The organism is Streptomyces sp. NPDC005811 (genome assembly GCF_040630405.1).
Classification (GTDB): domain Bacteria; phylum Actinomycetota; class Actinomycetes; order Streptomycetales; family Streptomycetaceae; genus Streptomyces.
On sequence record NZ_JBEXXK010000046.1, the window covers coordinates 1 to 12,307 of the forward strand.

Below are 12,307 nucleotides of genomic sequence, written 5' to 3' on the forward strand. Positions count from 1 at the left end.
TTGATTTTTGGCACGCTGTTGAGTTCTCAAGGAACGAAAGCTTCCTTTGTACTCACCCTCTCGGGCTTTCCTCCGGGCTTCCCTTCGGTGTTTCCAACACTATCAGGGTTTTTCCGGCCTCCTGACCACCGTTCCGCAGGCATGCAGAAGATGATCCAGAGTGAGGATCCATCAGAGTCGGTTGCTGCCCTGTTAAGCGCGCTTGATCGCGTCGCTCACCCTCAGGCAGGAGTACGACTGTACACGGGGCCGCAGAGCGCGCGCAAATCCATTACGCTGGTGGTCTAGACCACGGATCGGACTCTCGTGCGGAACCGGTACTTCATCTGACATACCCTGCTGCACAGTGCGCCGTCCGGGACAAGCAGTAACGGCCCTGTACATCTCCACCCCTGGGAGGCTTCCCATGACCACCGTGACGTCCCCTCTTGCAGGACGCGCCATCGGACTGGCCGCGGTGCCCGATCCGGTCTTCTCCGGAGCCATGGTCGGCCCCGGTACCACGATCGACCCGGTGCGCGAACCCTCCGAGGCCGTGTCGCCCGTGGACGGAGTGATCGTCTCCCTCCACCCGCACGCGTTCGTCGTCGTCGACTCCGAGGGGCACGGTGTGCTCACCCACCTCGGTATCGACACCGTGCAGCTCAACGGTGAGGGCTTCGAGCTCCTGGTGAACAAGGGCGACACCGTGGCCCGCGGTCAGGCCGTCGTGCGCTGGAACCCGGCGGCGGTCGAGGAGAGCGGAAGGTCCCCCGTGTGCCCCGTCGTGGCACTGGAGGCCACCGCCGAGGCCCTCGGCGAACTCCGCGAGGACGGCGACGTGAAGGCCGGCGACCTTCTCTTTACCTGGCAGTGATGCCGCCCTCTACACGGCAGTGATGCCGACGCCGTCGTGCTGGAAGGCGCGACGGCACGGAGACAACCAACGCGGCGGCGGGACCCGCCGCTCTATCGGAGACGGGTGAGATGGAGACAACGCTGCGAGGCGTCGGCGTGAGTCACGGTGTGGCGATCGGCGAGGTTCGGCACATGGGAACGGCGGTGCTCGAGCCGCCGGCCAAGCAGATACCGGCCGAGGAGGCGGAGCGCGAACAGGGGCGCGCCCGCCAGGCCGTGGAGGCCGTCGCGGCCGATCTGATGGCGCGCGGCAATCTGGCGGGCGGCGAGGCCCAGGCGGTGCTCGAGGCGCAGGCCATGATGGCCCAGGACCCCGAGCTGATGGTGGACGTCGAGCGGCGTATCGCCGTGGGCAGCACGGCCGAGCGTGCCGTGTACGACGCGTTCGCCGCGTACCGCGAGCTCCTGGCCGGGGCGGGTGAGTACCTCGCGGGTCGGGTGGCCGACCTCGATGACGTGCGGAACCGTATCGTCGCCCGTCTGCTGGGCGTCCCGATGCCGGGCGTCCCGGACAGCGACGAGCCGTACGTCCTGGTGGCCCGGGATCTGGCGCCCGCCGACACGGCGCTGCTCGACCCGACCCTGGTGCTCGGCTTCGTGACTGAGGAGGGCGGGCCGACCAGTCACAGCGCGATCCTGGCCCGCGCGCTCGGTGTGCCGGCGGTCGTGGCACTGCCGGGCGCCGGTGAGCTGGCCGAAGGCACGATGATCGCGGTCGACGGCAGCACGGGCGAGATCTTCGTGCACCCGAGCGACGAGAAGAAGGCAGAGCTCCGGGCCGCGGCCGCGGAGCGCAAGGCCGCGCTGGCGGGGTCGACCGGTCCGGGTGCGACCGCCGACGGTCACAAGGTGCCGCTGCTGGCCAACGTCGGTGGGCCGGCGGACGTGCCGGCCGCCGTCGAGGCGGGGGCGGAGGGCGTCGGGCTGTTCCGTACCGAGTTCCTCTTCCTCGACGACAGCAAGAACGCGCCGTCCGAGGAGAAGCAGGTCGAGGCCTACCGTCAGGTGCTCGAAGCCTTCCCCGAGGGGCGGGTCGTCGTGCGGGTGCTGGACGCGGGCGCGGACAAGCCGCTCGACTTCCTGACTCCGGCCGACGAGCCGAACCCGGCGCTGGGTGTGCGGGGTCTGCGCACCCTGCTGGATCACCCGGAGGTGCTGCGGACCCAGCTGACGGCGCTGGCGAAGGCGGCCGAGGGGCTGCCGGTCCACCTCGAGGTGATGGCCCCGATGGTGGCGGACCGTGCCGACGCCAAGGCGTTCGCGGACGCGTGCCGCGAGGCCGGGCTGCGGGCCAAGTTCGGTGCCATGGTGGAGATCCCGTCCGCCGCGCTGCGGGCCCGTTCGATTCTGCGGGAGGTCGAGTTCCTGTCGCTGGGGACGAACGACCTCGCGCAGTACACGTTCGCCGCCGACCGGCAGGTGGGTGCGGTGTCCCGGCTGCAGGATCCGTGGCAGCCCGCGCTGCTCGACCTGGTCGCGCTGGCGGCCGAGGCGGCCGGGGCCGAGGGCAAGAGCTGTGGTGTATGCGGTGAGGCGGCGTCCGACCCGCTGCTCGCCTGTGTGCTGACCGGTCTGGGCGTCACCTCTCTCTCCATGGGCGCGGCGTCGATTCCCTATGTGCGGGCGTCTCTGGCGAAGTACACGCTGGCGCAGTGCGAGCGGGCCGCTGCGGCGGCGCGGGCGACGGACAGTGCCGAGGAGGCGCGGAGCGCGGCGCAGGCCGTGCTGTCCGGGGAGTAGTCGCCCGGGCCGGCCTCCGGTCGGTGGGTCGTGGGGCGCTCCGCTTTCGAGTGGAGCGCCCCCTTCTTCTTTCAGTGGTGGTGGTCGGGCAGGGGGTCCTCCTCCAGGTCCGGCGGGACGCTGTAGTCGACTCCGGACTCGGGGGCGATGAGGTCGCCGGATTCGGCGTCGGTGCAGTAGGCGTCGAAGACCTCGCCGGCGGTCAGGGGGTCGAGGCCGTCGCCGCGCATGCGCCAGCCGTAGACCCGGTCGGGGCCGCCGGGCGCGCTCGTGCGCATGACCAGGCCGCCGGGTCCGCGGGTGGCGAGGCCGAGGGCGAGGACGGTGGTGAACTCCAGGGCTTCGGCCTCGTCCACCTGTGTCGCGCTGTCGGTCTCGTCGTCGGCGTGGAGGACGGCGACGAGGGTTTCGGGTGTGCCCGTGACGCTGCAGACGAGGTGCCGGTCGCCGGGCGGTGCCGTGTCGAGGATGCGGACGACGAGGTCGGACGCGCGCTGGAAGGCGGCGCGGCCGATGTCCTCGCCGCAGGTGGCGCAGGCCCCGAGGCGGGCGAGCAGGGTGGCGGCGTACTCCCAGGTGGCCTGGCGTACGGCTTCGTCGACGAGGGCGGGGAGCAGGTCGGCGAGCGGCCGGCCGTCGTACGGGATGGTGGGGCCGGTGGTCGCGAGCTGGGCGGTGAAGCGGCTGCGGCTGGCGGGGAGGTCGGGGTCGAGGTTGCCCGCGGCGCAGTAGTCGGCGTATTCCTGCGGGTCGAAGAGGGCGACGGTGGTGTGGGTGCCTTGCAGGGCGCGGGCCCTGAGGAGGTCCTCGACCTGGCGGAGGTAGGTGGTGTGGTCGTCGAAGACGAAGCTGCGGTAGCGCTTCATGGCGCGGAAGTCGTGTTCGTCGGTGAGCAGGCCGATGGTGCCGGCGATTTCGCGGCGCAGGACGCGGCGCATGAGCTGGCGGTCGGTGAGTGCCATGTTTCCCCCTGGGTGCACGGTCGATCAATGCTCACTCACAGTAACCGTCGCCACTGACAATGGCCCTCGCGTGAGCCGTCCGCGGACCAGTCGGTGCTGGATCGCGCAGGTCAGGGCGATGGTGGTGCCGAAGGTGAGCCAGCCGAGGGGGCCGGTGGCGATGGCGGCGGTGACGGCGAGTGGTCCGATGCCGCGCTGGACGGACTGGGCCAGGCCGTGGACTCCGAGATAGGCGCCCTGGGCGGTGTCGGGGGCGAGAGCGACGGAGAGTTCCCAGGAGATCGTGGCGTGGAGGATCTCGGCGAGGGTGAAGAGGGCGGCCGCGGTGGTGAGGAACAGGGTGGTGGTGAGGGTTCCGCCGGTCGCGGAGGCGGCCATGGCGAAGCCGGCGAGGGCGAAGGCCGCCGAGAGCGGGGTGAGGAGGAGGCGGGCGCCGGCCGTGGTGGCGCCGAAGCGGGCCAGGGGGACCTGGAGGGCCACGACCATCACGTTGTTGAGGACCATCAGCAGCGGGGCGAGGCCGTGGGGTGCCGTGCCGGTGTGGGCGATCCAGAGGGGCAGGCCGACCTTGAAGACGGCGTCGTCGAGGAAGAGGACGGTGTCGGTGGCCACGTAGGCGAGGTAGGTGCGGTCGCGCCAGGGGCTGGTCGGTGCGGTGGTGGGCCTCGGGTCCTTGGAGGTGGTCACCGTGCGGGTGTGCGAGCGGGGTTCGCGTACGCGGAGGGTGAGCAGGGCGCAGGCGAGGAAGGAGAGGGCGTCGCCCGCGAGGAGCCAGCGGTAGGCGGCTGTGGTGCCGAGGGCCAGTGCGGCTGCGGCGGCGAGGCCGCCGAGGGCCCAGCCGATGTTGGCGACGGTGCGTTGGAGTGCTTGGTAGCGGACGCGTTCGGGGCCCGCGACGCGGGTGGCGTAGAGCTTGGTGAGGACGTTGGCGGCGCGGTCGCCGAGGCTGCCGAGGGAGCAGGAGGCGACGAGGAGCGCGTAGTGGTCGGTGGTCAGCAGGGCGAAGGAGGCGAGGGCGCGCAGCAGTTGGACCGTGATGAGGACGCGGGTGACCGGGAAGCGGTCCGCCAGGCGGCCGCCGAGGGGGGCTCCGGCGATTCCGGCGGCGCCGGCCACCGCGACCAGGGTGCCGATCTGGGCGACGGAGAGGCCCGAGACGTAGGTGAAGTACAGCACGCTGACGGATGCCCACAGTCCGCTGCCGACGCGGTCGACGAGGGCGATGGTCAGCATGCGGCGTCCGTCGCGCCCTCCGGGTGTGCCGCGGGTCCAGGTGACTGCGCGGTGGATCGGTCGCACGGGCTCCCCCTTGCCTGGAATTATGTATTGATACATACTTGGCAATGTGGCAACACAATATGGGATCAGTGGTACGACGGCCAAGGGGATTGCCGCGTCCGTCGAACGCGGCGTGGCCGAGGGCGCGTTGGGGCCGGGGACCGCGCTGCCGCCGGTGCGGCGGCTGGCGGACGGGCTCGGGGTCAGTCCCGGGACGGTCGCCACGGCCTACAAGGAGCTGCGGCGGCGGGGCATCGTCGTCACGCGCGGGCGGGGCGGGACCGTGGTGGCGCCGGTTCCCGCCGTGGCCTCACGCAGGCCGCCGAGGGTGCCGGAGGGCCTGCGCGACCTGGCGGGCGGGCATCCCGATCCGGCGCTGCTGCCCGCGCTGGTGCCTCCCACGCGCCTGTCCCCCGGCGCCCGTTCGCATCGCGCGACGCCCCGGCTGGAGCGGCTGGAGGAGGCCGTACGGGACTGGCTGCGGCCCGACGGCGTACCGGTGGAGCAGGTGACGTTCGCACACGGTGCGCTGGATCTGGTCGGCCGCCTGCTGTCCGTGGAGCTCCGGCCCGGGGACGCCGTCGCGATGGAGGATCCCGGATATCACCATCTGCTGGACCTGGTCACGGCCCTGGGGCTGCGGATCGTGCCGGTCGCCGTGGACGAGCGGGGGCTGCGCCCGGAGGCGCTGCGGACCGCCGTACGGGCGGGGGTACGCGCGCTGGTGTGCAGTCCCCGGGCGCAGAACCCCTATGGGGGCTGTTTCTCCGAGGCGCGCCGGGACGAGCTGGTCGAGGTGCTGCGCGGCGAGCCGGAGCTGCTGGTCGTCGAGAACGACCATGCCTCCGTGGTCGCGGACGCGCCGCTGTGGTCGCTGACGTCGGGCGGGCTGTCGCGCTGGGTGCATGTGCGGACGGTGAGCAAGTTCCTCGGGACCGACCTGCGGTGGGCGGCGGCGGCCTGTGATCCGACCACGCTGGCCCGGCACGACGGGCGGCTGCTGCTGACGTCCGGGTGGGTCAGCCATCTCCTCCAGGAGACGGTGTACGGGTTGCTGACCGATGACGGCACGCGCGCGTTGGTGACCCGCGCGCGGGAGACGTACGCCCGGCGCAGGGCGGCGTTGCTGCGGGAACTGGCGGACCGTGGCATCGCGGCGCGGGGTGCGAGCGGGATCAACGTGTGGGTGCCGGTGCGGGACGAGTCGGCCGTGGTGAACGGGCTGCGGTCGCAGGGCTGGTGGGTGGCGGCGGGAGCCCGGTTCCGGCTGGCGTCGGAGCCTGGGGTGCGGATCTCCGTGGCCGAGCTGGAGCCGGCCGACGCGGCACGGCTGGCCTCGGACTTCACCGCGGTGCTGGGCGAGTCCGAGGCCACCTACGGCGGCTGAGCGGCCTGGCGGGGCGTACCGCGTGGGTCAGGCCTTCTTGCGCGCGAGTTCCTCGTAGAAGTGGAGGAGTTCCAGGTTGTCGATGGAGCCCGGGTTGACCGCCTTCTCCAGCGGGGTGCCCTGGAGGAGGCGCTTGACGGGGACCTCGATGCGCTTGCCGGTGAGGGTGTGCGGGACCCCGGGCACCTCGATGACCTCGTCGGGGACATGGCGCGGCGACAGCTGCTCGCGGATGGCCTGCTTGATGCGGCCGAGCAGGGCGTCGTCGAGGACGGCTCCGGGGGCCAGATGCACGAACAGGGGCATCCAGTAGCCGCCGTCGGGCTGTTCGACACCGATGACCAGCGATTCCTTGATCTCGGGCAGCCGTTCCACGACCTCGTAGATGTCGGCGGAGCCCATCCGGACGCCCTGGCGGTTGAGCGTGGAGTCGGACCGGCCGTGGATCACGACGGAGCCGCGTGAGGTGACGGTGATCCAGTCGCCGTGGCGCCAGACGCCGGGATAGGTGTCGAAGTAGCTGTCGTGGTAGCGGCTGCCGTCGGGGTCGTTCCAGAAGTGGACCGGCATGGAGGGCATGGGGCGGGTGACGACGAGTTCGCCGACCTCGTCGACGACGGGGTGGCCGCTGGGGTCCCACGACTGCAGATCGGTGCCGAGGCCGGGCGCCTGGAGCTCTCCGGTGTACACGGGCAGGGTCGGTACGGCGCCGGCGAAGCAGGAGCACACGTCGGTGCCGCCGCTGACGGAGGCGATCCACAGATCCTCGCGGACCTCGTCGTGCAGCCAGCGGAAGCCGTCCGGCGGAAGCGGGGAGCCGGTGGTGGCCACGCACTGGATCCTGGAGAGGTCGAAGTCGCGGGCCGGGTGTACTGCGGCCTTGCGGCAGGCCATGACGTACGCCGCCGACGTGCCGTACAGGGTGGCTCCCGTGCGTTCGGCGATCCGCCACTGCGCGCCGGTGTCGGGGTAGCCGGGGCTGCCGTCGTAGAGGACGACCGTGGTGCCGGTGAGGAGGCCGGAGACGAGGAAGTTCCACATCATCCAGCCGGTCGAGGTGTACCAGAAGAAACGATCCTCGGGGCCGAGGTCGCAGTGCAGGCCGAGCTGCTTGAGGTGTTCGACCAGGATGCCGCCCTGGGACTGGACGATGGCCTTGGGCAGGCCGGTCGTACCGGAGGAGTAGAGGACCCACAGGGGGTGGGCGAAGGGGACCTGTTCGAAGACGGGTTCCTCGTCACCGGCCGTGAGGGCCGTCCATTCCAGGGCTCCCTCGGGGGCCTCGGTGCCGAGGAGCGGGATGTGGACGACGGCGCGCAGGGTGGGCAGCTCGCGGCGCAGTTCCGCGACGGTGTCGCGGCGGTCGTGCTCCTTGCCGCCGTAGCGGTAGCCGTCGACGGTGAACAGGACGACGGGTTCGACCTGCTGGAAGCGGTCGAGGACGCTGCGGGCGCCGAAGTCGGGGGCGCAGGAGGTCCAGACCGCGCCCACGGCGGCGGTGGCGAGGAGGGCGACGACGGCCTGCGGGATGTTCGGGAGGTAGCCGCTGACCCGGTCCCCGGGGCGCACGCCCAGGTCGCGCAGCCGTGCGGCCAGCGCGCCGACCTGGCGGCGCAGCTCCGACCAGGTCACCGGCTGTGGTTCATGGGACTCGTCGACATACAGCAGGGCCGGTTCGTCCGGGCGGGTGGCGGCCGCGCGCAGGGCGTGCTCGGCGTAGTTCAGCGTGGCGCCGGGGAACCACTCGGCACCGGGCATGGAGCGGTCGCCCAGCACGCGCGCGTAGGGCGTGGAGAACCGTACGTCGAACCATTGCGTGACAGCTGCCCAGAACGACTCCAGCTCGTCCACGGACCAGCGGTGCAGAGCCGGGTACCCGCCGTCCGCGGGGGCTCCGTGGTGCTCGGCCGCCCAGGCCTGGAACCTGGTGACCTGGGCTTTCGCGATGCGCTGCGGATCTGGCCGCCAGAGCGGCTCGGGGTTCACGGTCGACATGGGGGCGGCTCCCGGACTGTGGCGCGTCGTATGCGTCGTCCGCGCACGTGCGGGGTTGTGCGCGTGACGCGGCTGACAGGGACGATGCCATGTGATCGACTTCTGCACCAGGGTGTGCCCCACACAGTCCGTGTCGTGAAGATGTGGTCCCGACATGGGTGAACGGCAGTTGAACGACACGCGCGTGTGGAGCGGTCAGTGGCAGGGTGAACAGCATGGACGGTCGTGACCTGGTGCGTTCGATGAAGACGGTGGGCTCCGCCGGTGCGGCCCGGGGGCTGCGTACCGTACGGGCCGCCTGGCGCCGACGGCGCGCCGACGCCACCGGGTTGCCGGCGCGGGGGGCCGAGCGGGCCCGGGTGCCGGGCCCGGTGCTGGACGTGGAGCCGGGGCCCGGTGGGGGCACGATCCGCTTCAGCCGCTCGGACCTGCGGATCTTCGTGGCGGTGAACGGGGCGGTCTTCTGGGGCTGGGACGGGGCCGAGCCGGAGCCGTCGTACGCGCTGGCCGGGCGGTGCCCGGAGCCCGATCCGCGGGCGGTACTGGAGCCGGACAAGGACGGCGGCTGGCGGGTGGTGGCCGAGCGGGTGACGGTGGTGGTCTCGCGGCACGGTGCGGTCGAGGTGTGCACCCCGGGCGGGGTGACGTTGCGGCGCGATCTGCCACCGCGCTGGTGGGAGCCGAGGGACGGCGGTCCCGGGCGCTGGATGCAGCGGTCGGAGGTGGCGGCGGACGCGCGTTTCTTCGGGCTCGGCGGGCGGGCGTCGGGGCCCCGGCTGCGGGGCGGGACGTACCGGCTGTGGAACACGGATCCCGGACACGCGTTCGGCCGCGAGGACGATCCGCTGTACCTGACGATGCCGGTGCAGCTGGTGGTGTCCGACGCGGCCACGCATCTGGTCTTCCACGACACCTCCTGGGACGGCACGGTGACCCTGCGGGAGGGCGAGGAGGGCGCCGGGTCGGGGCACGACCGGCCGGGGTCGAGCGAGCTGCGGATGGACGGCGGCCCGTTGCGGTGCTGGGTCGTGGTGGGCACCCCCGCGCGCGTGCTGCTCGCGTGGGCCTCGCTCACGGGGGCTCCGGCGCTGCCTCCCGCGTGGGCGCTGGGGCACCATCACGCGCGCTGGGGCTTCGGCAGCGAGCAGGAGGTGCGGCGGATCGTCGCGGGCTATCACGAGCACGGTCTGCCGCTGGACGCCGTGCATCTGGACATCGACCACTACGACGCGCATCAGGTGTTCACCGTCGACCAGGACCGCTTCCCGAAGCTGCCGGTGCTCGCCGAGGAGCTGCGGCGGGACGGCATCCGGCTGGTGTCGATCGTCGATCCGGCGGTCAGGGCCGAGCCGGGCAACGCCGTCTACGACAGCGGGCTCGCCGAGGACGCGTTCGTCAAGGACGCCGCGGGGCTGCTCGTCGAGGGCGTGGTGTGGCCGGGTGAGTCGGTGTTCCCGGACTTCACGCACGCGCGCGTGCGGCGGTGGTGGGGACGGCTGTACGCGGAGCGCATCGGGCAGGGGTTCGCCGGCTTCTGGCACGACATGAACGAACCGACGTCGTTCACGGCCTTCGGCGAGCCGACGCTGCCCCGGTCGGCCCGGCACGCGCTGGACGGGCGGGACGGCGATCACCGGGAGGCCCACAACGTCTATGCGCTGTGCATGGCCAGGGCGGCGTACGAAGGGCTGCGGGAGCTGCGGCCCGAGGAGCGGCCGTTCCTGTTCTCCCGCTCCGGGTGGGCCGGCCTGCAGCGGTACGGCGGGACCTGGTCGGGGGACGTGGCCACGGGCTGGCCCGGGCTACGGGCGTCGCTGTCGCTGGTGATGGGGCTCGGGCTGTGCGGGGTGCCGTACTCGGGGCCGGACGTGGGCGGCTTCGACGGAAGCCCGTCGCCGGAGCTGTACATCCGGTGGTTCCAGTTGGGCGCGTATCTGCCGTTGTTCCGGACGCACGCGAGCCTGCGGGCGGGTCGCCGTGAGCCGTGGGAGTTCGGTCCGGAGGTGTTGGAGCACGCACGCGTGGCGCTCGTCGAACGTCGGCGGCTGCTGCCGTACTTCATGACGCTGGCGCATCTGGCCCGTCGTACCGGGGCACCGTACGTGCGCCCGGTGTGGTGGGGCGCGCCGGAGGACCGGGCGCTGCGGGACTGCGAGGACGCCTTTCTGCTGGGTGACAGCCTGCTGGTGGCGCCGGTGCTGGATCCGGGGGCCGAGCAGCGTGCGGTGCAGCTGCCGAGGGGGCTCTGGTACGACACGGCGACCGGCCGGCGGCACCGGGGGCCGGGGCAGGTGCTCGTGGACGCGCCCCTGTCGCGGATCCCGGTGTTCGCGCGCGCGGGTGCCGTCATACCGGTGCGCGGGGACGACGGGGGGCTGGAGCTGGAGGTGTGGACGCCGGCCCGGGGGCGGACCGGCGGCGGCCTGGTGGTGCGGGACGCGGGCGACGGCTGGGGCGAGCCCGAGGTCGAACGGTACGTCGCCCGGTGGGAGGGCCGGCAGGTCGTCGTCGAGCGGGAGGGCGAGGACGGCCTGCACGAGCCGTCCCGTCCCGTACGGGTACGCGGGCTCGGCTAGCCCCTGCGGCGCCCGAGGCGTCGAGCGGTGGGCTCAGATGTAGCGGCCCTCGAAGAACGCGCGGGCCGCGTGCGTGTGCAGCGGGAAGGCGAGTTCCTCGGGTCCGCGCAGGACGTGCCAGCCCTCCGTCTCGTCGGTGGCCGCCGACTCCGGGAGGCGGTCGGCGGGGCACTCCGGGAGGAGCCCGAACAGCAGCAGATGGCCGTCGGGCGAGCTCATGGCGTCGGCGAGGCGGACGTCGCGGCTCGCGGCCTCGATGCCGGTCTCCTCGCGGAGTTCGCGGACGACGGCCTGCCGCCAGTCCTCGCGGTGGTCGATGAACCCGCCGGGCAGGGCGATGCCCCCGCGCGCGGGGGCGATGGTGCGGGTGATGACGACCAGGCCGGTGCCCGCCGTGTCGTACACGGGCTGGAGGGCGACGGCCACCGGCAGCGGGTTGCGGTAGGCGATGGTGGCGCAGGCCGGACAGGTGCGGGGCCAGCCGGTGACACCCTCCCCGTAGGGCGCCCCGCAGCTCGAACAATGGGAGTCGCGCGCGGAGTTCGCATGGGAGTGCAGAGATTCGGACACGCGGCGGAGCGTATCCGATCTTGGGGAGGGCGTCGTGCGCGCGGGGCTCAGTCCGCGGTGGTGAGGGATGCGGTGGAGACGGGGAAGTCGAAGTAGGTGTCCGGGTAGGGCTCGGGCTTGAAGGTGTAGTGCCACCATTCCTCGGCGAGGTTCACGAAGCCGAGCCCTTCCAGGGTGTTCTTGAGGAGCAGCCGGTGGGCGAGCTGCCGGCCCTGGATGCGCGGGTCCAGGGTGTGGGCGAGGGTGTCGAAGCAGTCGTAGCCCGTGCCCATGTCGACGGAGTTGTCCGGGAAGCGCTCCTCCTGGGGCGCGTGGCAGGGCACGAGGGTCTCACCGGGTACGTAGGGCCTGGTCGCGAGGGCGGGGAGCTGCACGATCGTGAGGTCCGTGGTGGAGCCGCGGCTGTGCCCGGACTTCTCCGCGATGTAGCCGTCCTCGAAGAGCCGGGTCTTGTCGACGTCCGGGTAGAACTCGCCCTTCGTGGCCTGGTCGTCGAGGTCCTCGGCCCAGCGGACGAAGTGGTCGACGGCGCGCTGGGGCCGGTAGCAGTCGTACACCTTGAGCGAGTACCCCTGGGGCAGGAGTTCCTCCTGGGCCCGGTGGAGGGCTTCGGCGGCCGGCCGGGTGAGGAGGCAGACCGGTTGCAGGTAGCCGTCGACGGGGGCGCCGACGAAGTTGTGCGGGGTGAAGTAGCGCATCTCCTGGAGGATCGTCGGGTCCACGGTTCTCAGGGCGACGAAGTCCGCGGGGGCCTCGGGTGCGGTGTTTGCCCGGGCGGTGGCGGGGGCGGCGGTCGCGGTCAGCAGGGCGGCGAGCAGGGTGACGAGTCCGCGGACCGCTCTGGAGCGTCGTGTCATGTCTCCTCCCTGCCCATTTCCCGGTGTGCGTGCCACACTCCTGAC

The 12,307-nt window shown here is 72.2% G+C and carries 10 protein-coding genes; 5 read left to right on the top strand and 5 right to left on the bottom strand.

Going from position 1 to position 12,307, the window contains the following annotated elements; translation table 11 throughout:
• The 3 genes from ABZ490_RS37455 to ptsP form a co-directional block, all read left to right on the top strand.
• On the top strand, positions 1-288 hold a 288-nt coding region (locus tag ABZ490_RS37455), incomplete at its 5' end, for a hypothetical protein (RefSeq protein WP_359000821.1).
• Between the two features lie 118 nt (positions 289-406).
• The gene (locus ABZ490_RS37460) at positions 407-856 is read left to right on the top strand and encodes a PTS glucose transporter subunit IIA (RefSeq protein WP_359000824.1); all 450 of its coding nucleotides are present in this window, start codon (positions 407-409) and stop codon (positions 854-856) included.
• A 110-nt stretch (positions 857-966) separates the two neighbouring features.
• Positions 967-2,637: a phosphoenolpyruvate--protein phosphotransferase gene (ptsP, locus tag ABZ490_RS37465; RefSeq protein ID WP_359000826.1), complete on the top strand. Its 1,671-nt coding sequence runs from the start codon at positions 967-969 to the stop codon at positions 2,635-2,637.
• Between the two features lie 71 nt (positions 2,638-2,708).
• Here the strand turns inward: ptsP and ABZ490_RS37470 are convergent, their stop codons facing one another.
• Both ABZ490_RS37470 and ABZ490_RS37475 read right to left on the bottom strand, forming a co-directional pair.
• Entirely contained in the window at positions 2,709-3,599 is an 891-nt protein-coding gene (locus tag ABZ490_RS37470) for a hypothetical protein (protein ID WP_359000829.1), read from the bottom strand.
• A gap of 24 nt (positions 3,600-3,623) precedes the next feature.
• Positions 3,624-4,832 (bottom strand): MFS transporter, encoded by a 1,209-nt coding sequence (locus ABZ490_RS37475; RefSeq protein WP_359000832.1) that lies wholly within the window; start codon positions 4,830-4,832, stop codon positions 3,624-3,626.
• A gap of 112 nt (positions 4,833-4,944) precedes the next feature.
• Between ABZ490_RS37475 and ABZ490_RS37480 the strand changes: the two genes are divergently transcribed.
• Entirely contained in the window at positions 4,945-6,264 is a 1,320-nt protein-coding gene (locus tag ABZ490_RS37480; RefSeq protein WP_359000835.1) for an aminotransferase class I/II-fold pyridoxal phosphate-dependent enzyme, read from the top strand.
• Positions 6,265-6,291: 27 nt separating this feature from the next.
• Here the strand turns inward: ABZ490_RS37480 and ABZ490_RS37485 are convergent, their stop codons facing one another.
• Positions 6,292-8,259 carry an acetoacetate--CoA ligase gene (locus ABZ490_RS37485; protein WP_359000837.1) on the bottom strand — a complete coding sequence of 656 codons (1,968 nt, stop codon included), beginning with the start codon at positions 8,257-8,259 and terminating at the stop codon, positions 6,292-6,294.
• 215 nt (positions 8,260-8,474) lie between these two features.
• On the opposite strand from ABZ490_RS37485, the gene ABZ490_RS37490 reads away from it, so the two are divergent.
• The gene (locus ABZ490_RS37490; RefSeq protein WP_359000840.1) at positions 8,475-10,835 is read left to right on the top strand and encodes a TIM-barrel domain-containing protein; all 2,361 of its coding nucleotides are present in this window, start codon (positions 8,475-8,477) and stop codon (positions 10,833-10,835) included.
• 33 nt (positions 10,836-10,868) lie between these two features.
• Here ABZ490_RS37490 and ABZ490_RS37495 read toward each other — a convergent pair whose 3' ends face one another.
• Together ABZ490_RS37495 and ABZ490_RS37500 are read right to left on the bottom strand one after the other, a co-directional pair.
• Entirely contained in the window at positions 10,869-11,405 is a 537-nt protein-coding gene (locus tag ABZ490_RS37495) for an NUDIX domain-containing protein (protein ID WP_359000842.1), read from the bottom strand.
• 47 nt (positions 11,406-11,452) lie between these two features.
• Entirely contained in the window at positions 11,453-12,262 is an 810-nt protein-coding gene (locus tag ABZ490_RS37500; RefSeq protein ID WP_359000844.1) for a M15 family metallopeptidase, read from the bottom strand.
• Between the last annotated feature and the right edge of the window lie 45 nt (positions 12,263-12,307).